Source organism: Aurantiacibacter sp. D1-12 (assembly GCF_028858515.1).
GTDB lineage: Bacteria > Pseudomonadota > Alphaproteobacteria > Sphingomonadales > Sphingomonadaceae > Alteraurantiacibacter.
The window spans coordinates 63,394-86,114 of the sequence record NZ_JAPJZJ010000003.1 but is presented as its reverse complement, the minus strand read 5'-3'; the positions used below and the strand labels follow the sequence as shown (position 1 = coordinate 86,114).

General features: G+C 61.7%; 23 protein-coding genes. 8 read left to right on the top strand and 15 right to left on the bottom strand.

The features are described 5' to 3' along the window. Positions 1-6 precede the first annotated feature (6 nt). The 6 genes from OOZ52_RS07370 to OOZ52_RS07345 are packed head-to-tail and all read left to right on the top strand — an operon-like array spanning position 7 to position 6,694. Positions 7-3,498 (top strand): hydantoinase B/oxoprolinase family protein, encoded by a 3,492-nt coding sequence (locus OOZ52_RS07370; protein ID WP_274697868.1) that lies wholly within the window; start codon positions 7-9, stop codon positions 3,496-3,498. Then, positions 3,495-4,493, top strand: coding sequence for a DUF2891 domain-containing protein (locus OOZ52_RS07365; RefSeq protein ID WP_274697867.1), 999 nt, complete (start codon positions 3,495-3,497; stop codon positions 4,491-4,493). The genes OOZ52_RS07370 and OOZ52_RS07365 overlap by 4 nt, the downstream gene beginning before the upstream one ends. Beyond that, on the top strand, positions 4,490-5,422 hold the full coding sequence (locus OOZ52_RS07360; RefSeq protein ID WP_274697866.1) for an MBL fold metallo-hydrolase: 933 nt from the start codon (positions 4,490-4,492) through the stop codon (positions 5,420-5,422). The genes OOZ52_RS07365 and OOZ52_RS07360 overlap by 4 nt, the downstream gene beginning before the upstream one ends. Continuing rightward, positions 5,422-5,868, top strand: coding sequence for a YeeE/YedE family protein (locus tag OOZ52_RS07355; protein WP_274697865.1), 447 nt, complete (start codon positions 5,422-5,424; stop codon positions 5,866-5,868). Before OOZ52_RS07360 ends, OOZ52_RS07355 begins: the two co-directional genes overlap by 1 nt. Continuing rightward, positions 5,865-6,284: a DUF6691 family protein gene (locus OOZ52_RS07350; RefSeq protein ID WP_274697864.1), complete on the top strand. Its 420-nt coding sequence runs from the start codon at positions 5,865-5,867 to the stop codon at positions 6,282-6,284. The genes OOZ52_RS07355 and OOZ52_RS07350 overlap by 4 nt, the downstream gene beginning before the upstream one ends. Next, positions 6,284-6,694 carry a TIGR01244 family sulfur transferase gene (locus tag OOZ52_RS07345; RefSeq protein WP_274697863.1) on the top strand — a complete coding sequence of 137 codons (411 nt, stop codon included), beginning with the start codon at positions 6,284-6,286 and terminating at the stop codon, positions 6,692-6,694. The genes OOZ52_RS07350 and OOZ52_RS07345 overlap by 1 nt, the downstream gene beginning before the upstream one ends. A 3-nt stretch (positions 6,695-6,697) precedes the next feature. Here the strand turns inward: OOZ52_RS07345 and OOZ52_RS07340 are convergent, their stop codons facing one another. The 11 genes from OOZ52_RS07340 to hemN form a co-directional block, all read right to left on the bottom strand. Beyond that, entirely contained in the window at positions 6,698-7,081 is a 384-nt protein-coding gene (locus tag OOZ52_RS07340) for a RidA family protein (RefSeq protein ID WP_274697862.1), read from the bottom strand. A 2-nt stretch (positions 7,082-7,083) separates the two neighbouring features. Beyond that, positions 7,084-8,103 carry a polysaccharide deacetylase family protein gene (locus OOZ52_RS07335; RefSeq protein ID WP_274697861.1) on the bottom strand — a complete coding sequence of 340 codons (1,020 nt, stop codon included), beginning with the start codon at positions 8,101-8,103 and terminating at the stop codon, positions 7,084-7,086. Beyond that, positions 8,066-9,562, bottom strand: a complete 1,497-nt coding sequence (locus OOZ52_RS07330; RefSeq protein WP_274697860.1) for a CoA-acylating methylmalonate-semialdehyde dehydrogenase — start codon at positions 9,560-9,562, stop codon at positions 8,066-8,068. The genes OOZ52_RS07335 and OOZ52_RS07330 overlap by 38 nt, the downstream gene beginning before the upstream one ends. Before the next feature lie 72 nt (positions 9,563-9,634). Then, on the bottom strand, positions 9,635-10,414 hold the full coding sequence (locus OOZ52_RS07325) for an enoyl-CoA hydratase-related protein (RefSeq protein ID WP_274697859.1): 780 nt from the start codon (positions 10,412-10,414) through the stop codon (positions 9,635-9,637). Between the two features lie 15 nt (positions 10,415-10,429). Next, on the bottom strand, positions 10,430-12,436 hold the full coding sequence (locus tag OOZ52_RS07320; RefSeq protein WP_274697858.1) for an acetyl-CoA carboxylase biotin carboxylase subunit: 2,007 nt from the start codon (positions 12,434-12,436) through the stop codon (positions 10,430-10,432). 2 nt (positions 12,437-12,438) lie between these two features. Beyond that, a complete protein-coding gene (locus tag OOZ52_RS07315) occupies positions 12,439-12,657 on the bottom strand; it encodes a hypothetical protein (RefSeq protein WP_274697857.1) in 219 nt (72 codons plus the stop codon). Beyond that, positions 12,654-14,792, bottom strand: coding sequence for a methylmalonyl-CoA mutase (gene scpA, locus OOZ52_RS07310; protein WP_274697856.1), 2,139 nt, complete (start codon positions 14,790-14,792; stop codon positions 12,654-12,656). Before scpA ends, OOZ52_RS07315 begins: the two co-directional genes overlap by 4 nt. 101 nt (positions 14,793-14,893) lie before the next feature. Beyond that, positions 14,894-15,331: a methylmalonyl-CoA epimerase gene (gene mce / locus OOZ52_RS07305; RefSeq protein WP_274697855.1), complete on the bottom strand. Its 438-nt coding sequence runs from the start codon at positions 15,329-15,331 to the stop codon at positions 14,894-14,896. After that, entirely contained in the window at positions 15,328-15,606 is a 279-nt protein-coding gene (locus tag OOZ52_RS07300; RefSeq protein WP_274697854.1) for an Imm32 family immunity protein, read from the bottom strand. Before OOZ52_RS07300 ends, mce begins: the two co-directional genes overlap by 4 nt. Beyond that, complete coding sequence (locus OOZ52_RS07295; protein WP_274697853.1) at positions 15,603-17,135, bottom strand: acyl-CoA carboxylase subunit beta; 1,533 nt, start codon at positions 17,133-17,135, stop codon at positions 15,603-15,605. Before OOZ52_RS07295 ends, OOZ52_RS07300 begins: the two co-directional genes overlap by 4 nt. A 103-nt stretch (positions 17,136-17,238) precedes the next feature. Continuing rightward, positions 17,239-18,552, bottom strand: coding sequence for an oxygen-independent coproporphyrinogen III oxidase (hemN, locus tag OOZ52_RS07290; RefSeq protein ID WP_274698334.1), 1,314 nt, complete (start codon positions 18,550-18,552; stop codon positions 17,239-17,241). Between the two features lie 183 nt (positions 18,553-18,735). Between hemN and OOZ52_RS07285 the strand changes: the two genes are divergently transcribed. Together OOZ52_RS07285 and mobA are read left to right on the top strand one after the other, a co-directional pair. Then, on the top strand, positions 18,736-19,482 hold the full coding sequence (locus OOZ52_RS07285; protein ID WP_274697852.1) for a sulfite exporter TauE/SafE family protein: 747 nt from the start codon (positions 18,736-18,738) through the stop codon (positions 19,480-19,482). Then, complete coding sequence (gene mobA, locus OOZ52_RS07280; RefSeq protein ID WP_274697851.1) at positions 19,448-20,071, top strand: molybdenum cofactor guanylyltransferase; 624 nt, start codon at positions 19,448-19,450, stop codon at positions 20,069-20,071. The genes OOZ52_RS07285 and mobA overlap by 35 nt, the downstream gene beginning before the upstream one ends. A 62-nt stretch (positions 20,072-20,133) precedes the next feature. Here mobA and OOZ52_RS07275 read toward each other — a convergent pair whose 3' ends face one another. The 4 genes from OOZ52_RS07275 to OOZ52_RS07260 form a co-directional block, all read right to left on the bottom strand. Continuing rightward, on the bottom strand, positions 20,134-21,321 hold the full coding sequence (locus tag OOZ52_RS07275) for a molybdopterin molybdotransferase MoeA (protein ID WP_274697850.1): 1,188 nt from the start codon (positions 21,319-21,321) through the stop codon (positions 20,134-20,136). Positions 21,322-21,453: 132 nt separating this feature from the next. Next, entirely contained in the window at positions 21,454-21,990 is a 537-nt protein-coding gene (gene moaB / locus OOZ52_RS07270) for a molybdenum cofactor biosynthesis protein B (protein WP_274697849.1), read from the bottom strand. Next, positions 21,978-22,466 carry a molybdenum cofactor biosynthesis protein MoaE gene (locus tag OOZ52_RS07265; RefSeq protein ID WP_274697848.1) on the bottom strand — a complete coding sequence of 163 codons (489 nt, stop codon included), beginning with the start codon at positions 22,464-22,466 and terminating at the stop codon, positions 21,978-21,980. The genes moaB and OOZ52_RS07265 overlap by 13 nt, the downstream gene beginning before the upstream one ends. After that, positions 22,463-22,720 carry a MoaD/ThiS family protein gene (locus OOZ52_RS07260; RefSeq protein ID WP_274697847.1) on the bottom strand — a complete coding sequence of 86 codons (258 nt, stop codon included), beginning with the start codon at positions 22,718-22,720 and terminating at the stop codon, positions 22,463-22,465. The genes OOZ52_RS07265 and OOZ52_RS07260 overlap by 4 nt, the downstream gene beginning before the upstream one ends. Position 22,721: the final 1 nt, after the last annotated feature.

Sequence of the window (22,721 nt, the reverse complement as noted above, 5' to 3'; positions counted from 1 at the left end):
GCGCGCATGGCCTCTTCCTATCGTTTCGCCATCGATCGCGGTGGCACCTTCACCGATGTGGTGGCCGAATTGCCGGGCGGCCAGCTGGTGACTACCAAGCTGCTTTCCAGCAATCCCGATCAATATCCCGATGCCGCCAGCGAGGCGGTGCGGCGCGTGATGGAGGAGCACGGGGACGCGCCGATTGCAGAGCTGCGCATCGGCACCACGATTGCGACCAATGCCCTGCTCGAGCGGCAGGGAGCCAGAGTCGCACTGGCGATTACCGGTGGGCACGGCGATGCCCTGAAGATCGGCAACCAGGCACGACCCGATATCTTCGCGCGGCATATCGTGAAGCCCGAACGGCTGGAGCAGCGGACGGTCGAGATCACCGAGCGGATGAGTGCTGCTGGCGAAGTGCTGATTGCGCTTGATGAGCAGGCCGCACGTCGGGACTTGCAAGCCCTGCGAGACAACGGGTTTGATGCCCTCGCCATCGTGCTTATGCACGGCTGGACTTTCACCGTTCACGAGGCGCGACTGGCAAAGATCGCACGCGAGCTGGGCTTCACGCAGGTGAGCGCCAGCCACGAAGTCTCCCCCCTTATCCGCCTGGTTCCGCGCGGCGATACCAGCGTGGCCGATGCCTATCTGTCCCCCGTGATCCGCGCCTACGTCGACCAGCTTGCAGAGCGCTTGCCCGATCACGGAAGCCTGCGCTTCATGCAGTCAAACGGCGGCCTCGCCGATGCGCGCACCTTTCGCGGCAAAGATGCGGTTCTCTCCGGCCCTGCTGGCGGAGTGGTCGGCATGGTGCGCACGGCAGAGGCGCTGGGGTACAGTCGGCTGATAGGCTTCGACATGGGTGGCACCAGCACAGATGTCTGCCACTATTCGGGCGAGTACGAGCGCACGGGTGACAGCGTGGTCGCGGGCGTGCGCATCGCCGCGCCGATGATGCAGGTGCATACCGTAGCGGCGGGTGGCGGCTCTATCTGCAGCTTCGACGGGCAGCGGCTGCGCGTGGGACCGGAAAGTGCGGGGGCAGATCCCGGTCCGGTATGTTACCGCAAAGGCGGGCCGCTAACCGTGACCGATTGCAACCTTATGCTGGGTCGGATCGATCCCGCACATTTCCCGCATGTCTTCGGGCCTAATGGTGACCAGCCGCTCGATCCCGAAGCTTCGCGCCGGAGGTTGGGCGAGGTAGCCGCAAGCCTTCCAACAGCCATGCAGCTCGAAGAACTGGCCGAAGGTTTCCTCACGCTGGCTGTCGATGAAATGGCCAATGCCATCCGCAAGATTTCGACCGCACGCGGACACGATGTCACCACCCATGCACTCGCGTGCTTTGGCGGAGCTGGCGGGCAATTTGCCTGCCGCGTGGCGGACGAGCTGGGGATGGAGACGGTGCTCGTGCATCCCTATGCGGGCGTGCTCAGCGCCTACGGCATCGGCCTCGCTCCCGTGATCGCCATGCGTGAAGCCGGTGTCGTGCGACCCCTGACAGAGGATTTTTCCGCTGCCCTTGAAGCTTTGCAAGCGCAGGCGCGGACCGACTTGGTAGCGCAGGGTATTTCCAAAGAGCGCATCGTGCTTGTCACTCGCCTGCGGCTCCGCTTCGATGGTAGTGACACGACGCTGGACATGCCGCTCTCAGACGATGCCGATGCGGAATTCCGTGCCGAACATCGCCGTCGTTTCGGCTGGTCGGACGATGCCGCGCCCGTGGTGCTCGAAGCAATAAGTGTTGAGGCACAGGGCAGCAGCGGTGGCCTCGCAGCAAAAGCCAGTGTGACATCGCGTGGCCAGCTGGAACAGGGCCAGACGCTCGCCGGACCCGCGCTGATCGCTGATCCGAGTTCTACAACCATCGTCGAAGAGGGGTGGGGCGCGAGTGTCGCCGACGATGGCTCGCTGATCCTCAACCGCACCGCTCCGCGTGAACGCGCGCCCGCTGCGGGGACTCAGGTTGATCCCGTCCGCCTTGCCATTTTCAACAACCTGTTCATGGCGATTGCTGAAGAAATGGGCGTGGTGCTCGAAGCCACGGCGAGTTCGGTGAACATCAAGGAACGGCTCGATTTCTCCTGCGCGCTGTTCGATGCGGACGGATCGCTGATCGCCAATGCGCCGCATATTCCGGTGCATCTGGGCAGCATGGGCGCGAGTATCCGCCGGGTGATCGACAACCGCATGGACAGTGCCCGCGGTGTGCGGCGCGGCGATGCCTATGTGGTGAATGATCCTTACAACGGCGGCACACATCTGCCCGATGTCACGGTGATCGTACCCGTGTTTTGGGACGAGAAATCACCCAATCCGCAGGCCTTTGTCGCCGCACGCGGGCATCATGCAGATATTGGCGGGATTGCACCCGGCTCCATGCCGCCCGACAGCACAACCATTGATGATGAGGGTATCCGGCTTGATGACGTGCTGCTCGTCGACGAGGGGCGCTTCCTCGAAAGCAAGATGCGCGAACTGCTTGGCGCAGGCCCGCATCCGGCACGCAGCCCCGACCGCAACATTTCCGACCTCAAGGCCCAGCTCGCCGCTTGTGCGCGCGGGAACGACCTGCTCACCGCCTCCGCAACCGAACACTCGGGCGAAGTCATCACCGCCTATATGGGGCACGTCATGGACAACGGCGAAGCTGCTGTACGCGGGCTGCTGGAGAGGCTGCCAGAGGGCGCATTCACCTATGAGATGGACAATGGCGCACAGGTTTCGGTCGCCATTTCAATAGACCGCGAGAAGCGCAGCGCTGTGTTCGATTTCACTGGAACGAGCGGCCAGCTGGAAGACAATTTCAATGCCCCTGCCGCGATCACCCGCGCCGCCGTACTCTATGCTTTACGCTGCCTTGTCGATGACGATGTGCCATTGAACGATGGCTGTCTGCGCCCCGTCACCCTCAGGATACCGCAAGGTTCGATGCTCTCCCCCAACCCGCCTGCCGCGATTGTCGCGGGCAATGTCGAGACGAGCCAGGTCGTCACCGATGCCGTGCTCGCTGCATGCGGCGCACTCGCGCCTTCGCAGGGCACGATGAACAACCTCACTTTCGGCAATGAAGAGCACCAGTATTATGAGACGATCTGCGGTGGTTCAGGCGCCGGACCAACGCACCCCGGCACCGATGCTGTGCAAACCCATATGACCAATTCGCGCCTGACCGATCCCGAGGTTCTCGAAAGCCGCCTGCCCGTGCGTGTTGACAGGTTCGCGATCCGCACAGGTTCGGGTGGAAAGGGCGCGCAGCAGGGTGGAAACGGGGCCGAGAGGCGCATAGCGTTCCTTGAAGATATGCAGGTGCAGATGCTCGCCAACCGCCGCCGTGTCCCGCCGCGCGGATTGGCCGGAGCGAGCGATGCTATGCCAGGAGAGACGTTTGTGGAACACGCTGATGGCAGTACCACTCCACTGGGAAGCGACGGCGCCGTTCAGGCCCATGCGAGAGACGTGGTGGTGATCCGTACGCCCGGCGGTGGCGGCTTCGGGAAAGCCGGATGAGCGTCGATCCATCCATGGCCGGGCGCTTTGCCCGCACCGCGCTCGATCACGTGTGCCAGGAATACCCCAACAAGCTCGATCATGTGATGGGCGGCGATGAGGATGCGCTATCGCCCAGCACGCTGCACCCCGTATTCTACGGCAGTTTTGACTGGCACAGCTGCGTGCACAGCTGGTGGCTGCTGTTGACGATCCGCCGCGTGTATCCCGATCTGCCCGAAGCCCCGCGGATCACCGCGCTTGCCGATGAAATGTTCACCGCCGAAAAGCTGGCAGTGGAAACCGAGTATGCACGGCGCCCGCTTTCCCGCGGGTTCGAGCGGCCATATGGCTGGGCGTGGTATCTCAACTTGCATCTCGAGGCATCGCGGGAACCGGGCAAACCCTGGGCACAACATATGGAGCCCCTCGCCCGTCAGTTCGCCGCCGGTTGGCGCGACTATCTGGCTGCGCTTGCCTATCCCATCCGCACCGGCACCCATTTCAATACAGCCTTTGCCATGCGCCTCTCGCTAGACTGGGCCGAAGTTTTCGACCCTGCCCTCGCTAAACTGATGGGCGACACCGCAATGGGCTGGTTCGAAGGGCACCGCGACGTGCGCCCTATCGAGCCTTCGGGCGATGATTTCCTGTCCGGCACGCTCACCGTGGCGCAGCTGATGCGCAAAGTAGGCCGGGTGCCCTTCGCAGACTGGCTTGACGGCTACCTCCCCGGTCTGGCGCAGGGCCGCCCCGCTTGCCTGTTCGATCCCGTGGTCCCGCGCGACCGCAGCGATGGCAAGATGGCGCACCTCGACGGCTTCAACATTTCGCGCGCTTGGGCGTGGATAGAAATCGGCAAGGCAGCCGACCTTGGCGAGCGCGAGAACCCGCCCGAAATTGCACTCTACAACGCTTCTATCGATCAGATCGATCAAGATTATATGTCATCGCACTGGCTGGCGAGCTTCGCGCTGCTGACTATATTGGCCTACGAGGAAAGGCATCGGTCATGAGCGAGAGAGACACGGCACTCCATGCCGCCACCCGGCAGGTTGAAGCGGCGCTGGCCGATGCGGGCAAGCGCCCCACTATTGCTGGGTTCTTTGACGAGGCGACCAATACCGTCAGCTACGTTGTGAGTGATCCCGCCACCCGCGAAGCAGCGATTATCGACTCTGTTCTCGATTACGATGCACCTTCGGGCCGGACAACGTTCGGATCGGCAGAGCGGATTATCGAATATGTCGAGACCAATGCGCTCAAGGTCACCTGGTTGATCGAAACCCATGCCCATGCCGATCACCTGTCTGCAGCACCCTATTTGCAGGAGAAGCTGGGCGGAAAGCTGGCTATCGGCCGCGAGATCATCCGGGTGCAGGACGTGTTCGGCAAGCTGTTCAATGCCGGGACCGACTTCGAACGCGACGGATCGCAGTTCGATCACCTGTTCGACGATGGTGATCGCTTTGCGATTGGCAAGCTGGAAGGGATAGCCCTCCATGTGCCCGGTCACACCCCGGCCGACATGGCCTTCGTAGTGGGCGATGCCGCCTTCATCGGCGACACGCTTTTCATGCCCGACTTCGGCACCGCGAGAGCGGATTTTCCAGGCGGCGATGCCCGTCAGCTGTTCCGCTCGATCAAGCGCCTGCTGGCTCTGCCTGACGCGGCGCGGCTGTTCACCTGTCACGATTACAAGGCGCCGGGGCGGAACGAATTCGCCTGGGAAAGCACCGTTGCCGTGCAACGCGCGGGCAATATTCACGTGAAAGACGGCACAAGCGAGGATGAATTCGTCGCCATGCGCTCTGCCCGCGATGCCAAGCTCAACATGCCGACGCTGATCCTGCCCAGTGTGCAGGTCAACATTCGCGGCGGTCATTTGCCAGAACCCGAGGACAATGGCGTGAGTTATATCAAGATACCGGTGAATGCGCTGTGATGCTGCCCGGCTTCCCTGACGCTGCTCCCCTGGATGGCCTTGTCGGCGGCGCGCTGATCGGCGTAGCGGCGGCGATCATGCTGCTTGGCCTCGGCCGTATCGCGGGTGTTTCAGGCATCGCTGCCAAGGCAGTCGGGCTCGGCGGTAGCGGCATGGACCGCACCAGCGCGCTGGCCTTCATTATCGGATTGCCGCTGGGCGCGATGCTGATTGCCGTGGCGCGCGGCGGGGTCGAGGCGAGCTTTGCCGGACCTGTCCCGCTGATTATCGCCGGGCTGCTTGTCGGTATCGGCACCCGCATTGGCAGCGGCTGCACCAGCGGCCACGGTGTATGCGGGATGAGCCGCCTGTCGGTCCGTTCCATCGTGGCGACACTCACCTTCATGGCGGCGGGCATTGCGACGGTGGCGATCATGAATGCGCTGGGACTGGAGGTGCTGTCATGAGCACGCGTCCACTCGTAGCGCTCGCGGGCGGCACCGTTTTCGGCGCAGGCCTTACCGTTGGCGGCATGACCGATCCTGCCCGCGTACGCGGTTTTCTCGACCTGTTCGGTGACTGGGACCCGACCCTCGCCTTCGTCATGGGCGGTGCGCTGGTGGTCATGGCAATCGCCTGGCGCATTGTTCCCGGCATGGCGCGACCACTGTTCGAAGACGGTTTCCACCTGCCCACCCGCAGCGATCTCGATGGCCGATTGATCAGCGGTGCCGCACTGTTCGGCATAGGCTGGGGTGTTGCAGGGCTGTGCCCGGGGCCGGGATTTGCCGCGCTCGCCATTGCCCCCGCCGACGCCGCGATCTTTGTCATTGCCATGCTGGCGGGCTTTGTGCTCGTTCGCCTCACCGAAGGAAAGCGGTGATGGATATCCGCAAGGTCGATGACACTTTCGCCGTCGCTCCGCAGATTCAGGCAAGCGACATGCAGACGCTGGCGGATGCCGGATACACCACGGTGATGTGCAACCGCCCCGATGATGAAGAGCCGAGTCAGCCGCCACTGTCAGAGATCGTGGCCGCGGCAAAAGCCGCCGGACTGGAATTCCACCATGTGCCCGTTTCAGGAGGCATGTTCCCGCAGGAGGCGCTCGAAGAGTTCGCACGTGTGCGTAAGGAATCGCCCGGGCCCGTGCTCGCCTATTGCCGCAGCGGAACGCGCTGCATGACGATGGAGGCACTCGCCAACCCGATGGGCCTTTCCGTAGACGAGCGTCTCGAACGCGCCGCCGAGGCCGGATACGACCTTTCCGGCATGCGAAGCTTTCTGAGCTAGCGCTTACTCGCCGATCAGCGCCTCGGCCTCGATCTCGACCAGCCATTCCTCACGGCATAGCCACGCCGCGCCGACCATTGTCGCTGCCGGCCTGGCTCCACCGAAATAGTGTTTGTGGACTTCGCCCACGGCGGCCTGATCTTCAGGACTGGTCAGGAACATACGGGTGCGCACCACATCGTCCGCACTTCCGCCAAGGTCCTCGATCGCCTTGACAATCAACCGGCAGCAGCGGTCGGCCTGCGCGCCTGCATCGCCCGGTGTCGTCGATCCGTCATCCTCGATAGGCCCGGTCCCTGCAACCACGATACGGTTCCCCTCGCGCACCGCACGGGTGAAGCCGAATTGTTCTTCGAATGGCGATCCGGAAGTGGCGTGGCGGCGCATGGTCAGTCCTCTGCTTGCTGCTGGGTTGGTTCAATGCCCAATACCCGCGCATTGAAGGCGGCGCGAGCAGTCGGGATATGGTTGCGTGTATACCAGCGCGGTGCGGGTATACCGCGCTCCCACGCAACCTGTTCGGTCAGCGTGCCTTGCGCGGAGGGCGTGTCGTAGGTCGCGGCAAGTTCGCCAAAAGGATCGGTATAGGCTTCGTCCGCCGTGATGATCGTCCAGCCATCAGCCTCGAGCGCGTCGATCAGCTGGGGGAGGAACATCACCGTTACATCCGCCTCATGCAGCAACATGACATGCGCGGGGGAGCGGCCGACGGTGCGGATCGCCAGATCATCGAAGAACGCTGCTGCCTCGACATGGCTTTCGACGAATAGTTCGCCGAGCGCCTCCATATCGAGCTCGTGCCCGTCACGCACGGCCTCGCTCACCGCCTGATCGTAGAACCAATCGCTGGCGTCTACCGTGACATAGCCGTTGGAAAGACCACGCTCCGCCAGTCCGGCACGGACGCCATCGCGCTTTTCATGATCACGGCGGCCCTCGTTGAGATAGGGGTAGCGAAACCATGGGCGGTGGCCGTCGAGCTGCACGAGCCACGCTTCCGCTGCGTCAATCTCGGCAAAATACTCGTCCAGAGTAAGATTGCTGAGCGATCCGTGGTCGGCAGTGTGGTTGGCGACCACATGCCCGTCAGCCATATAGGCCATCACGTGCTCCACGCCGTTCACACGCTCGTGCAGATGGCCTGGATTGACGAAGAAAGCTGCCTGCTCGACACTGGCATAGCGCAAGGTGGCCCGCAGCAGTTCCGCCCGCTCATCCGTGGTGTAGAACGCACCCTGATGACGCGGAATGTCATCGAAAGTCAGCGCAATACGCCGCTCGGCTTGTGGCCCGGGCAATTGTGCAGTTGCGCAAGCTGACAGCGCGATTGCGGCGATCAGAATCGTGAGCAACCGCGCCATCATCGCCTCGTCATCCCATCGTCGGGATAACAAAGGCGTTGGAGCCATCGCCGCCACCGTCGGGCCAGCGCTGGGTGATCTTCTTGGCCTTGGTCCAGAAACGCAGGCCTTCCATGCCGTACTGGTCGATGTCGCCGAACCCCGAGCGCTTCCAGCCGCCGAAGCTATGATAGCTGACCGGCACGGGGATCGGCACGTTGATGCCGACCATGCCCACGTTTACGCGATGCGCAAACTCGCGTGCGGCGTGGCCGTTGCGGGTGAAGATCGCAACGCCGTTGCCGTACTGGTGCTCGCTCGGCAGGCGCAGAGCGTGTTCGAAATCGGTTGCGCGCACGATCTGCAGGACGGGGCCGAAGATTTCTTCCTTGTAGCTGTCCATATCGGGCGTCACGCGGTCGAGCAGCGTCGGTCCGACGAAGAAACCGTTCTCGTGGCCTTGCAGGCTAAACCCGCGACCGTCGACTACGACTTCGGCGCCTTCCTGTTCGGCGGTGTCGATCCACTGTTCGATGCGCGCCTTGTGCTCTGGCGTGACCACAGGGCCATAATGCGCATCCCTGTCGGTCGAGACGCCGACACGCAGCGCGTTGATCGCCGGGATCAGCTTTTCGCGCAGGCGATCCGCGGTGTCCTCGCCCACCGGGACGACGACGGGAAGCGCCATGCAGCGTTCACCGGCGGAACCGAATGCAGCACCCGCCAGATCGTTCACCACCTGATCGAGATCGGCATCAGGCATCACCACGCCGTGGTTCTTCGCACCGCCAAAGGCCTGCACGCGCTTGCCGTTCGCCGCGCCGCGCTCGTAGATGTACTGCGCGATGTCGGAAGAGCCGACGAAACTGACCGCCGAAATGTCACGATGGTCAAGAATGGCATCGACCATTTCCTTGTCGCCGTGGACAACCTGCAGCAGACCTTCGGGAGCGCCTGCTTCGAGGAACAGCTCTGCCAGGCGAACCGGTACGCTCGGATCGCGTTCGCTCGGTTTGAGGATAAAGGCGTTACCCGCCGCAATCGCCATGCCGAACATCCACATCGGGATCATCGCCGGGAAGTTGAACGGGGTAATGCCAGCACCGATGCCGAGCGGCTGGCGCATCGAATAGACATCGATGCCCGGGCCCGCGCCATTGGTGTATTCGCCCTTCAACGCCTGCGGGATGCCGCAAGCGAACTCGATCACTTCGAGCCCGCGCTGCACGTCGCCGTGCGCATCATCGACGACCTTGCCATGCTCGCTGGCGAGCAGCTCGGCGAGCTCCTGCTTGTTCTCTTCGACTAGCCGCTTGAACTCGAACATCACCCGCGCGCGCTTTTGCGGATTGGTCGCCGCCCATGCTGGCTGGACCTTTTTCGCATTCTCGATCGCACGTTCCAGCACCGACGCATCGCCGAGCACGACTTCAGCCTGCACTTCGCCTGTTGAGGGGTTCCAGATCTTGTGCGTCCGGCCCGTGCCTTGGCCCGAACCGCCCTGAATGAAATGATCGATATGTCGCATGGTCGTATTTCCGTTACAGGTGAAACTTGTTGGCGATGCCCTAGGCTTGTCAGTCGCGAGAGTCCAACGGACTTAGCGGTGCTTCCAGTTCGCCGGGCGCTTCTCGACGAAGGCCTTCATGCCCTCCATCTTGTCCTCGGTCGCGGTCAGGATCTGGAACAGGCGGCGTTCATGGAGCATGCCCTGCGAGAGGCTCATCTCATCCGCTGTGTTGACCAGTTCCTTGTTCACCATCGTCGCCATCATTGGCATGCCGGCAATGGCTTCGGCAGCCTTCATCGCCTCGTCCATTAGTTGGTCATGCGGCACGACGCGCGCGACAAGACCGGCACGCTCGGCTTCCTCGGCATCCATCATCCGGCCCGTCAAGCACAGGTCCATCGCCTTCGCCTTGCCAACCGCACGGGTGAGGCGCTGGCTGCCACCCATACCTGGCGCGACGCCCAGCTTGATTTCGGGTTGGCCGAATTTCGCGTTCTCCGATGCGATGATGAAGTCTGCCATCATGGCAACCTCGCATCCTCCGCCGAGAGCGAAACCGTTAACCGCCGCGATCCAAGGCTTGCGGGTCTTCGCGGTCATCTCGTTCCAGCCGGAGAAAAAGTCCTCGAGGTAGAAATCGGCGGCAGGTTTGTCGGCCATCTCTTTGATATCGGCACCCGCGGCAAAGGCCTTGTCACCCGATCCGGTGATGACCGCGCATAGCTGGCTGTCATCCGCATCGTAGGCGGCAAAGGCGTCCATCAGTTCGGCAAGAACCGTGGTGTTGAGCGCGTTCAGAGCTTCGGGGCGATTGAGCGTGATCAGCGTAACCGCGCCGCGCTTTTCGGTGGTGATGGTCTCGTAAGCCATGGGGGGCCTTCCTGTTTATTCGAGTTCGAGAATAACGGCGTCGACGACCAGCGTCTCGCCTTCTTCGGCATTGATGGTGGCGATGGTGCCCGCCTTTTCGGCGCGCAGGATGTTTTCCATCTTCATCGCTTCGACGGTGGCGAGGGGCTGGCCGGGTTGAACCTCCTCGCCCTCAGCCACATGCAGCTTCACGAGCAAACCCGGCATCGGGCAGAGCAGCATCTTGGACGTGTCCGGCGGCTCCTTCTCGATCATGTGCCCCGCATGTTCGGCAAGGCGCGCAGGGAGCGCCATGCCGCGATATTGGCGACCGCGCGTGGTCAGATCCCACCAGGCACCGTCGCGCTGTATCTGGACGCCAAAGGTTTGTTCACCCGCTGCAACGGTGGACAGACGCATGCCGGGCTCCCAGTCCCACGTGCCGCCGATCCACTCGCCGTTTACTGTCGCGCCGCCTTCACCAAGCGTGACGTCGAACTGCTCGCCGCCAAACTTCACGATCCAGTCAGAGCCGGGGCTTGGCGTGCCGTTGAGACGTTCCGATATGCGCCCGGCACGCGCGCGTTCGGTGCATTCCGCACCCGCAATCCACGCGGCCACCGCGCGCCGTAAATCGTCGGAGGCTTCCGCGCCTTCAAACCCGTCAGGGTACTCCTCGGCGATAAAGCCAGTGGTGAGCTCACCCGAACGGAAGCGCTCGTGCTGCATCAGCGCGGAGAGGAAATCGATGTTGTGGCCGAGGCCTTCCAGCTCGGTCCGGTCGAGCGCAGCGATCTGCAGATCCGCCGCCTCGTCTCGCGTCGGCGCCCAAGTCACCAGCTTGGCGATCATCGGATCGTAAAAGATCGAGACCTCGCCGCCTTCCTGCACACCGCTGTCAAAGCGCACACCATCAACACCGCGCAGATCGCCTGCCCACGGCTCGACCGGCGTGCGGTAACGCACCAACCGACCGGTGCTGGGGAGGAAGCCGCGATAGGGGTCCTCGGCGTAGATACGGTTCTCGATCGACCAACCGTCGATAGTGATATCGTCCTGCGTCATGGAGAGCTTCTCGCCCGCCGCGACGCGGATCATTTGTTCGACCAGATCGACACCGGTAATAGCTTCGGTAACAGGGTGTTCCACCTGCAGGCGGGTGTTCATTTCGAGGAAGTAGAAGCTCTCTCCCGTCGGATCCGCGCCGCTAACAATCAGCTCGACCGTACCCGCCGAGTGGTATCCGACCGCCTTGGACAGCGCGACTGCCTGCTCGCCCATCTTCTTGCGCATTTCGGGCGTCACGAAGGGGCTGGGCGCTTCCTCGACCACCTTCTGGTGCCGGCGCTGGATCGAACATTCGCGCTCGTTGAGGTAGAGCACGGTGCCGTGCTTGTCGCCGAGCACCTGGATCTCGATATGGCGCGGGTCCTCGATGAACTTCTCGATAAAGACACGGTCGTCACCGAACGAATTGAGGCCTTCGCGCTTGGTCGCTTCGAAGCCCTCTTCGACGTCCTTGTCATTCCAGGCGAGGCGCATGCCCTTGCCGCCGCCGCCCGCGCTGGCCTTCATCATCACCGGATAGCCGATGTCCTGACTGACCTTGAGCGCCTCCTCGGTGGTGTCGATGGCATCGGGCGAGCCGGGGACAGTGTTGACGCCGGCTTCCTTGGCGAGCTTCTTGGACTCGATCTTGTCACCCATCGCCGCGATCGCATTGGCGGGCGGACCGATGAAAGCGATGTTCTCTTTCTCGAGCGCTTCAACAAAGCTCGCGCGCTCCGAAAGAAAGCCATAGCCCGGATGCACCGCCTCCGCGCCGGTCTCCTTGCACGCCGCGATGATCTTGTCGGCGAGCAGGTAGCTCTCGGCCGCAGGTGGCGGGCCAATATGCACGGCCTCATCGGCCATTTGCACAAAGGGGCTACGCGCATCGGCATCGGAATAGACCGCCACCGTGGCAATACCCATGCGCCGCGCGGTCTTGATAACCCGGCACGCAATTTCGCCACGATTGGCTATGAGGATCTTTTTGAACATTCTTAGTCTTCGGCCTCCCAAAGCCTTTTAATCGCCCACGCCCATACCAGCATCAGCACTACCGCGACGAGCCACAGCACGTTTTCGTACCAGAGCGGCGAATTTGCAAAACCACTCGTGCGCGCATCAAGCCGCTCCGCAGCCATGCTGCCTGCGAAACAGGACGTTGGCAGGAGCACCAACGTGAGCACGACAGAGCGTAGGACGAGCGGCTTGATCACTCCAGCTCTTCCCCCGCAGGCGGCATGTTGTGACCGAGCAGGCGCAGCACGTCGGCGGCAGCCTCGACCACATTGGTGCCCGGGCCGTAAATCCCCTGCACGCCGGCCTTCTTCAGGAAGTCATAGTCCTGCGGCGGGATCACGCCGCCAGCAACCACTTTGATATCCGCGCGGCCTGCGTCCTTCAGGTGCTGGATCAGTTCCGGAATAAGGGTCTTGTGACCCGCCGCGAGCGAGCTTGCGCCGACCGCATCAACATTGTTCTCCAGCGCCATTTTTGCCGTTTCTTCCGGCGTCTGGAACAGCGGGCCGGAGAGGACATCGAAGCCCATATCGGCAAAGGCGCTGGCGATCACATTCGCGCCGCGATCGTGGCCGTCCTGGCCCATCTTGGCGACGAGGATGCGCGGCTTGTGATCGAGACGGCGGGCAACGGCCTCCACCCCTTCGACCACGGCGGCATAGCGTGGATCGCCTTCGTAGGCACTTGCGTAGACACCCTTCACCGGGGTCGGCACGGTGTCGTAGCGACCGAAGGCAGCTTCCATTGCGGCGGAGATTTCGCCCAGGGTTGCGTCGTGGCGGGCGGCTTCGACAGCAAGGGCGAGCAGGTTGCCTCCACCGCGTGAGCCTTCTTCTAGAGCCTTGAGCGCAGTTGTGCAGGCGGCCTCATCCCGCTCACTGCGCACGCGGGTGATGCGCTTGATCTGGCTTTCGCGTACCGCGTGGTTGTCGATATCGAGCGTGTCGATCGGGTCTTCTTCCGCCTTGCGGTACTTGTTGACGCCGACGATCACCGTCTCGCCCTTGTCGACCTTGGCCTGCTTTTCCGCCGCCGCCGCTTCGATGGCTGCCTTGGGAGCGCCCGAAGCCACGTAAGCCGTCATCCCGCCTGCTGCATCGACTTCGGCCAACAGCTCGCGCGCCTTGTCGGCAATCTCGGCAGTCAGCGCCTCGATGTAATAGGAGCCACCCAGCGGATCGGCGACGTTGCACACACCGCTTTCCTCCTGGATCACCAGCTGGGTGTTGCGCGCGATGCGGGCGGAGAAATCGGTGGGGAGAGCGATGGCCTCGTCCAGCGCATTGGTGTGCAGCGATTGCGTGCCGCCGAGCACAGCCGAAAGCGCCTCCAGCGTGGTGCGGATGACGTTGTTGTAGGGGTCCTGCTCCTGCAAGCTCACGCCGCTTGTCTGGCAATGCGTGCGCAGCATCTTGGACTTGGGGTTCTGCGCCCCCAGCCCCTCCATCACCTCGTGCCACAGCGTGCGCGCGGCGCGCATCTTGGCGATCTCCATGAAGAAGTTCATGCCGATGCCCCAGAAGAAGGACAGGCGCGGCGCGAAGGCATCGATATCGAGGCCCGTTTCCATCGCGCGTTTGGCGTATTCCTTGCCGTCAGCAATGGTGAAAGCGAGCTCCTGCACCGCCGTCGCCCCGGCCTCGTGCATGTGATAGCCGGAGATCGAGATGCTGTTGAAGCGCGGCATGTTCTGGCTAGTGTAGGCGATAATGTCCGACACGATCCGCATCGATGGCTCGGGCGGATAGATATAGGTGTTGCGGACCATGAACTCCTTCAGGATGTCGTTCTGGATGGTGCCGCTGAGCTTCTCTTGGCTGACCCCCGAACGCTCCGCCGCGACGATATAGAACGCCATCACCGGGATGACCGCGCCGTTCATCGTCATCGAGACGCTCATTTCGTCGAGCGGGATCTGATCGAACAGGATCTCCATGTCGCGCACGGTATCGATGGCAACGCCCGCCTTGCCGACATCTCCGACAACACGCGGATGGTCGCTGTCATAACCGCGGTGCGTGGCGAGATCGAAAGCAACGCTCAGGCCCTTCTGACCCATCGCGAGGTTACGGCGGTAAAAGGCGTTCGATTCCTCGGCAGTGGAGAAGCCCGCATACTGCCGGATCGTCCACGGGCGACCCGTGTACATGCTGGCATAGGGCCCACGCGTGAAGGGCTCGAAACCGGGCATGGCGGGTTCTGATGGCGCATCGCCCGCCGTGTAGAGCGGCTGCACCGCGATGCCCTCCGGCGTGTTCCACGTCAGGTCACGCCCTTTGACTTCCTTGGTGGCGCGGTCTTGCCAGTCTGCTTTGGTGGGTTTGTCAGTCATACAATCAATCCGTCATCCCAGCGAAAGCTGGGATCGCTTTTGGGCTCGCACCAAGCCGAGACAGATCCCAGCTTTCGCTGGGATGACGAAGGAGGCCGGAATTAGTGGCCATCCTTGGGCACCTCCATAATCTCGGTCAGCTGGCCCATCATGTCCTTGGGGTGGAGGAAGAAAATTGGTGTGCCGTGCGCGCCGATGCGGGTGGGGCCGAGAATACGCTTGCCCTGCCCCTCGAACCATTGGCGCGCTTCCTCAATATCCTCGACCTCAAAACAAATATGGTGCTGCCCGCCGAGCGGGTTCTTGGCGAGGAAGCCGGCGATGGGCGAAGCATCGGACAAAGGCTCGATCAACTCGACTTGCGTGCCGTTCATGCCGCTGTCCGTCGGCGTATCGACAAAGCAGACTTTCACCCCCTGTTCGGGCAGATCAAACGGCTCGGTGATGGCGGTGGCACCCATCGTGTTACGAAAATGCGCGATGGAGTCCGCGATGGACGGCGTGGCGACACCGATATGGTTGAGACGGCCGAGTTTCATTCACTCAATCCCCCTTCGACTCGCTGGATAGTCATCCTGTCAGACCCCTCGTCAGAAGGGGCGAAGACCTCGAAATCTTGATGCATTCCGGCAACGTAATCACGGGCGGATAGTCGCAGGATTTGGGATGCGAGCATTTTCAAACCTTGTTGATCTGCTCGAATGAGAAAGTCACCGGCATCAGTGACGGTGTGTTGGAACAGAAAGTTCGGCCCTTCAGGATGATCTTGCGGCGAAAGCCTATCAGCCAATTCAAGAAGTTCTTCGTTGCTCATAACGGCAGATTATCATGCTTCTTCCACGGGTTCTCGAGCTGCTTGTTCGCCAACTTCCTGAGCCCCAGCGCGATCCGCTTTCGCGTCGAGTGCGGGTAGATCACCTCGTCCACATAGCCGCGTGATGCTGCCACGAAGGGGTTGGCAAAGCGGTCTTCGTATTCCTTCGTTTTCTCGGCGATCTTTTCCGGATCGTCGCGGTCCTTGCGGAAGATGATCTCCACCGCGCCTTTTGCACCCATCACGGCAATTTCGGCGGTGGGCCAGGCGTAGTTTAAGTCGCCGCGCAGGTGTTTGGACGCCATCACGTCATACGCGCCGCCATAGGCCTTGCGGGTGATGACAGTGATCTTGGGCACGGTCGCCTCGGCATAGGCAAACAGCAGCTTCGCGCCGTGCTTGATGATGCCGTTGTGCTCCTGCGCGGTGCCGGGGAGGAAGCCTGGGACGTCCACCAGCGTCACGATCGGAATGGAGAAGGCATCGCAGAAGCGCACGAAGCGCGCGGCCTTGCGGCTGGCATTGATGTCGAGCACGCCCGCCAGCACCATCGGCTGGTTGGCGACGAAGCCCACCGGGCGGCCCTCGATCCGCCCAAAACCAGTGATGATGTTCGCCCCATGCGCGGGCTGGATTTCGAAGAAAGTGCCCTCGTCCACGACCTTCGCGATCACCTCGTGCATGTCGTAGGGCATGTTGGCATTGGCGGGGATCAGCGTGTCGAGGCTGTCCTCCATGCGGTCCCACGGATCGCTTGTCGGCAGTTCGGGCAGCTCCGCCTGGTTGTTGGCGGGGAGGAAGCCCATCAGCTCGCGCGCGGCGAGCAGCGCTTCGATATCGTTTTCAAGCGCCAAGTCGGCGACGGAGGTCTTGGTCGTGTGCACCACCGCGCCGCCCAATTCCTCCTGCGTGACTTCCTCGTTGGTGACGGTCTTCACCACTTCAGGGCCCGTCACGAACATGTAGGAGCTATCCTTCACCATAAAGATGAAGTCGGTCATCGCGGGCGAGTAGACCGCGCCGCCCGCGCATGGCCCCATGATCAGGCTGAGCTGCGGCACCACGCCCGATGCGAGCACGTTTTGCTGGAACACCTCGGCATAGCCGCCAAGGCTGGCGACGCCTTCCTGAATACGCGCGCCGCCGCTGTCGTTGAGGCCGATAACGGGCGCACCAACGCGCATCGCCATGTCCATCACTTTGCAGATCTTCTCCGCATGGCGCTTCGACAGCGAGCCGCCGAACACGGTGAAATCCTGCGAGAAAACGTAAACCAGCCGGCCGTTGATCGTGCCCGATCCGGTTACCACGCCATCGCCGGGGATCTTCTGGTCGGCCATGCCGAAATCGACACAGTCGTGCTCGACATAGGTATCGAGCTCTTCGAACGAATCTTCATCCAGCAACACGTCGAGCCGCTCACGCGCGGTCAGCTTGCCCTTGGCGTGTTGCGCATCGATCCGCTTCTGTCCGCCACCCATTCTGGCAGCTTCACGGCGACGTTCCATTTCAGCGATATTGGCGGACATAGATGCGGTTCTCCTCGTGCAGAAGCCGTTGCACGGGAAACCATGTGAGGTCAACGCAAGCTGAGGAGGGAAAAGGTGGTGATCCGGACAGTCTGATCCGGGGTTAGACCGCCGAACTGAAGCGGCCAGGCAGGTGTTCGCGATAGGGATCGAACGAGGCAGCAATTGTCCGCGAGTATGGCAACCCTTCAGCTGTAATACGGATTGTTCCGTCCTCACAGGTCACCAGGCCGCGATCCAGGAAAGGGCGCAGTGCAGGCATCGCGTTGGCCTCTAGCTCTTGGCTCACATTGGCTTTCCCAGAGCACAGGAGCTGCTCGATCACCCTGCCCCGATTGCGATCATCGATCAATCTGCGAATTCCCCGTACCGTGGCAAGCCGGCCATCCGAAGCTAGCATGCGATATCGACCGCTGTTCTTCTCATTTTGAGCGAGCAGAGTTTCGAAAGAACTGATCGCCGATGCACCCAGACCTATCAGGCTTGGCGCACTGTCATCGGTGAAACCCTGGAAGTTTCGGCGCAAAATTCCCGCACGCGCCGCAACCGCAAGCGGGTCTTTCCCGGTACGAGCGAAATGGTCAAACCCGATCGCGCTATAGCCGCTGGAGCGAAGGTAGCTGAACCCAAGGTGCGCCATTGCAAAACGGTCCGCACCATCCGGCATGGAACTGCAATCGACCGCGCGTTGCCGAGGGACGACATGCGGCACATGCGCATATCCGAACAGGGCGACCCGATCGGCGCCAAATTCGACTGAGCGCTGCAAGGTATCGAGCAGATCATCGTGGGTTTGCCGCGGAAGCCCATACATCAGATCGAAGTTGAGCGACGTCACGCCCGCCTTGCGCAAGAGCTCGGTGGTTTCGGCAATCAGTGTCTCGGGCTGGATACGCCCAATCGCTTGCTGACATTGCGGGGCGAAAGTCTGCACGCCGAGACTGGCGCGATCGATCCCGATTGCACCGATGGTGTCGGCCCATTCACGAGACATCGTGCGGGGATCAAGTTCGATGGAAAAAGCTGGATCGGAGACACCGAAGCTGGTGACAAGGTCATCGACAAGCCGGGCGAAATCGGCGGGGTCCAGTGCGTTCGGGCTTCCGCCGCCAAATGCTATCCGGTGCACCTTTGCATCCGATGGGAGCAGGCGGGAGACTGTTTCGATCTCGTGATGCAACACATCAAGATACGATTCCAGCCGGTGCCGACGCCCTGCGGCTCCCGTATTGCAACCGCAATAGTGGCAGATCTTCTCGCAGAAAGGGATGTGAACGTAGAGCGACACCTCGCCTGACGTGTTCTCTATGGCAAAGCGGAGGTCACCCTGGTCGATCGCCTCGAACTCCGCCGCGGTCGGGAAGCTGGTGTATCGGGGGACTGGCTGCTCTAGCAGTTCGGGATAGTAAGGCCACATAGTCATCGCGTAAAAGCGCCGCGCATTGGAGTCTTTGATCCGCATCAAATATGCAGTCAGCTTGACACTGGGGCGGCGAGTATCCTTTGACATCCATCAATCAACAGACGCAGGTTCTCGTCTAAGCGCTCGCACACGTTGATGCGGCGAGAACTATCCAAGTAGCCTGGACTGCCACCGACCATGACTGAGTTCATTCTTGCCGGACCCGGGCTTTTCGCGATTGCCCTTCTCTTCGCAGCCGCACTTTACTCTGCGGTAGGCCATGGCGGTGCGTCGGCCTATCTTGCCTTGATGGCTCTTGCAGGATTTGCACCCGCAGAGATGCGTCCGCTGGCTTTGACATTGAACCTGTTTGTCTCTTCGATTGCATTTCTGCAGTTCCGCCGCGTCGGCGCGTTCGATCTGCGATTGTTCCTGCTGTTCGCTGTCGCCGCAATCCCGATGGCCTATTTGGGCGGATCGATCGACCTCGGCGTCGATTGGCATCGGCGCCTCCTCGGCATGGTTTTGTTGGCATCTGCTGCGGCACTGGCATTTCGCCCAGAGCGGAATTTTGCGGAAACAAGGCCACCGCAAGCTTTTATCGCCTTGCCGACAGGTGCATTTCTGGGCCTGATGGCAGGTCTAACCGGAACCGGAGGCGGAATTTTCCTTAGCCCGCTGCTGATCCTGTTCAGATGGTGCGACCCCCGAATGGCCGCCGGCATCAGCGCTGCATTCATCTTCTGCAACTCCGCCGCAGGATTGCTTGGCCAAGGCGCTCAGCTGAGTAGCATGCCGGATTCAACACCGTGGTACATCCTGGCCGTTATTGCTGGTGGAGCCCTGGGCAGCAGGCTGAGCGCTGTCCATTTGCCGCGCAAGGCACTGCTGCGCCTGCTTGCGTTGGTTCTTGTCATTGCAGGAGGAAAGCTCCTTGGCCTCTGATACACCGGCAATCGTTATCGCTGCAGGTGGTGCAGGCACCAGGATTGGCGGCAACAAGCCCTCACGGCTGCTGGCTGGCAAACCGCTTGTCGAGCATGCGCTGGAGTGGGCCAGAAAGCACTCGTGCCTGGTCGCGGTTTCTCTCGGAAACCCCGATCAAATCGCAGTCGCCGACGTCCCGATCCTCATCGATGCGAAGGCCGATATTGGGCCAATAAGCGCCTTGCAAAGCGCCGTCAGCTTTGCCGAAAAAAACGACCGCAAGACTGTCTTACTGATCGGTTGCGACCAGCCATTTCTTCCGGACGATTTGGTTTTGCGTCTGACCCGCGAAATCGGATCGCACTCCTGCGCCATGGCTTACAATGATGGAAGGGCACATCCGCTTGCCGCCTTGTGGCACACAGATCGTGCAGAAGTGGATGCGTATGTTGCCAGCGGCGGGCGGTCGCTCTGGCAATTTGCTGAAAGCATCGGCTGCCAGCAAGTGCAGTGGCGCGATGATGGGTCTTACGGCGAATTCACCAATATCAACGACCTCGACGCTCTCCGATCCGCCGAACAAAGGATCGCCAAGAGGCCAGACTGAAATTCAGAGCACGTGCGCCACAGCTGATCATCCCATTCTGGCTTTCAAGAATGCCGGCCACCTCAAAACTCCAGCGCAATCACACTCTGACCTGCATTCCCGCCCGGTTGATTGGGTGGGCAGCGAATTAGCCAATCGGCTTGCACCAAGGCAGCCTGGGAACCGCTTTCCTGATTGTCCAGCGGTTCGAGACCGTGCTCGACGAGGCGCGCACGGGCAAAAGTCTCTCGGCCTCCGGTCTGTTTTAGTGGCGCGGCCAGAGGTATGTTGCGCCAACCCAGCACCTGATCGATCTCCTGCCCTTGCAGTCTCGCCAGCAACGGCCTCAAAAACAGCCGGGCTGTCACCATTGCGGAGGTGGGGTTGCCAGGAAGGCCAAGCACCCATTTGCCCTTTGCCCGGCCGAGCCAGACGGGTTTGCCCGGCTTGATGGCAACTTTCGCGAACACCAGGTCCAGTCCGTGCGGAGCGAACATCGGCTTGGCGAAGTCACGTTCGCCCACAGAGGCGCCACCGGTAACGATGACAACGTCCGCCACATCAAGCATGGCACCGGCCAGTTCCTCAAGCGCGGGCAAATCGTCTGGGCCCAAGGTTCGCTCCACCACCATTGCCCCCGCTTCAGCAGCTATCGCAGCAACGCCATAGGTCACGCTTTCCGGGATCGCATCTGCCCGCGTATGTGCAGTCCCCGGCCTCATCAACTCATCGCCGGTACCGACAATGGCGACACGCGGCTGTGTGCTCACACACACATTGGCACAATCGGCAGCGGCCGCCGCAACCATTGCGCGAGGCGTGAGCTGGGCGCCGGGCGACAAAAGCCGACTGCCTGCAGCAAAGTCGCTGCCTGCTGCGCGGACATGCCAGCCTGGACCATAACCTTCGGTAAAGGTGACGGTTTCGCCGTCCCGCTCGGCATGTTCCTGCATGATGCAGCGGTCACTGCCATGTGGCATGGGGGCGCCGGTAAAGATGCGCACCGCCTCTCCCGGACCGAGACTTCCCTTGAACCCTGCCCCGGCAGCCGATTGACCGATCACCCGCAATGGCTGGCCGGGTTCGGTGGTCGCATCGAGTACGGCATAGCCATCCATCGCCGCGACAGCGCGGACCGGGGCATCGCGAGGCGCATCAAGCGGAGTCGCAAGCACACGGCCAGCGGCCTGTTCAAGCGAAATGCTCTCTTCGCCAAGCGTAGTCACGTGATCTTTGACCAGTCCGATGGCTTCATCGAACGAAATCATCATACCTCCCATGAACCCGGCGTGCCTCCTGTCTTCGAGATTTCCCGTACATCCTCGATTTGCATCACCCGATCAATCGCCCTGAACATTCCGAAACTCTTGCACGGCCTTCACGATCGGGATGAGTGAGGCCCGTCATGCGCAAAGGTGCCTCAGGCGAGGCACCTGTCCGGCGATCGAGCAAGGCCGGTACCGGCTGTCGAACTCGAGCGAAAGGACATGATCCCAAGCGTCCCGACAGGCACCTGTTGAGCCAGGGACGCAGAAGATAAACGTGTCATCAGCTTGCCCCGCAAAGGCGCGCGATTGCAGCGTGGAGACACCTATCGTGCCCATGCTGACCTGATGAAAAACTACGCTGAATCCATCCATCACGCGGCGCAGCAAGGGGAGGACGGCTTCAGGGGTGACATCGCGAGGAGTAAAACCCGTTCCCCCGGTGCTGATAATGACGTCGACCCCGGGATCTGCGACCCAAGCAGATACCTGCTTGCGGATCGCGTCTACCTCGTCGGGCACGATACAGCGGCCCGCGAGCCTGTGGCCCGCCGCCTGAAGACGGTCGGCAAGTAGCCCGCCAGACGTATCGTTATCCGGAGTGCGCGTGTCCGAAACTGTCAGCACCGCCACGTTGAGCGGATAGAAATCCAGGGTTTCATCTATTCCGGGCATATTGCCTCACTCTCCTTGCCTAGCCACCGCGCTGCGTCGCTTTGATCGGCATCGGTCGGTTCGATCCATGTCGAGCCGTTTGCATGTTCCTCACGTTTCCAGAACACTGCTTCGGTCTTGAGCCTATCCATCAGGTAGTCGGCGGCCTCGAAGGCAGCCCTGCGATGACGCGAAGCGGTTGCAACGAAAACAATCGATTCCTCCGGCGAAATCCGGCCTGCCCGGTGGATCACATGGCTTGCGGATATCGGGAATTTTGCGTGTGTGTCCGCCACAATTTGCTGCATAGAAGAGAGCGTAACCCCGCGGTAGCTTTCGAGGACGAGCGCTTCGATACCCGCACCATCCTTGGCATGCCCTCTCGCTCTACCGGTAAAGCTCACGACTGCGCCTTCGTCTCCAATGCGCTCAACGAACTGTTGCAGACACGTTGGCGGATCGAATGCCGCCGGCACAACTTCTACGTGCGTACTCATCCGCCGGAGACAGGTGGGAAAAGGGCGGCGGTATCACCTTGATGGATGATGGCGTGGTCTGGCACGATGACTTCGTTGACGCAGGCTCTCACGCTTCCGCTAGCAAGGATCGGTTCGAGCAGCGGGTAGGCGCTGCTCACTGCCTCGAAGAGCTCCCTGACAGGCAAGCCACAAGGCGCGATGTAGAGTGTGACCGAGCCGCCATAGCTGTCAGCGAGCTTGCCGCAGAGTTCGACGTTGATTGCCCTTTCCAAT

Bases quoted from the DNA above. Each gene is read 5' to 3' on its own strand.
- scpA (WP_274697856.1), bottom strand. From the start codon at position 14,792: ATGACTGACAAACCCACCAAAGCAGACTGGCAAGACCGCGCCACCAAG.
- OOZ52_RS07340 (WP_274697862.1), bottom strand. From the start codon at position 7,081: ATGCGCCGCCACGCCACTTCCGGATCGCCATTCGAAGAACAATTCGGC.
- OOZ52_RS07300 (WP_274697854.1), bottom strand. From the start codon at position 15,606: ATGAGCAACGAAGAACTTCTTGAATTGGCTGATAGGCTTTCGCCGCAA.
- OOZ52_RS07370 (WP_274697868.1), top strand. From the start codon at position 7: ATGGCCTCTTCCTATCGTTTCGCCATCGATCGCGGTGGCACCTTCACC.
- OOZ52_RS07330 (WP_274697860.1), bottom strand. From the start codon at position 9,562: ATGCGACATATCGATCATTTCATTCAGGGCGGTTCGGGCCAAGGCACG.
- OOZ52_RS07265 (WP_274697848.1), bottom strand. From the start codon at position 22,466: ATGAGTACGCACGTAGAAGTTGTGCCGGCGGCATTCGATCCGCCAACG.
- OOZ52_RS07350 (WP_274697864.1), top strand. From the start codon at position 5,865: ATGAGCACGCGTCCACTCGTAGCGCTCGCGGGCGGCACCGTTTTCGGC.
- OOZ52_RS07355 (WP_274697865.1), top strand. From the start codon at position 5,422: ATGCTGCCCGGCTTCCCTGACGCTGCTCCCCTGGATGGCCTTGTCGGC.
- OOZ52_RS07335 (WP_274697861.1), bottom strand. From the start codon at position 8,103: ATGGCTCCAACGCCTTTGTTATCCCGACGATGGGATGACGAGGCGATG.
- OOZ52_RS07325 (WP_274697859.1), bottom strand. From the start codon at position 10,414: ATGGCTTACGAGACCATCACCACCGAAAAGCGCGGCGCGGTTACGCTG.
- OOZ52_RS07345 (WP_274697863.1), top strand. From the start codon at position 6,284: ATGGATATCCGCAAGGTCGATGACACTTTCGCCGTCGCTCCGCAGATT.
- OOZ52_RS07295 (WP_274697853.1), bottom strand. From the start codon at position 17,135: ATGTCCGCCAATATCGCTGAAATGGAACGTCGCCGTGAAGCTGCCAGA.
- OOZ52_RS07365 (WP_274697867.1), top strand. From the start codon at position 3,495: ATGAGCGTCGATCCATCCATGGCCGGGCGCTTTGCCCGCACCGCGCTC.
- OOZ52_RS07320 (WP_274697858.1), bottom strand. From the start codon at position 12,436: ATGTTCAAAAAGATCCTCATAGCCAATCGTGGCGAAATTGCGTGCCGG.
- OOZ52_RS07275 (WP_274697850.1), bottom strand. From the start codon at position 21,321: ATGATGATTTCGTTCGATGAAGCCATCGGACTGGTCAAAGATCACGTG.
- OOZ52_RS07285 (WP_274697852.1), top strand. From the start codon at position 18,736: ATGACTGAGTTCATTCTTGCCGGACCCGGGCTTTTCGCGATTGCCCTT.
- mce (WP_274697855.1), bottom strand. From the start codon at position 15,331: ATGAAACTCGGCCGTCTCAACCATATCGGTGTCGCCACGCCGTCCATC.
- moaB (WP_274697849.1), bottom strand. From the start codon at position 21,990: ATGCCCGGAATAGATGAAACCCTGGATTTCTATCCGCTCAACGTGGCG.
- hemN (WP_274698334.1), bottom strand. From the start codon at position 18,552: ATGTGGCCTTACTATCCCGAACTGCTAGAGCAGCCAGTCCCCCGATAC.
- OOZ52_RS07360 (WP_274697866.1), top strand. From the start codon at position 4,490: ATGAGCGAGAGAGACACGGCACTCCATGCCGCCACCCGGCAGGTTGAA.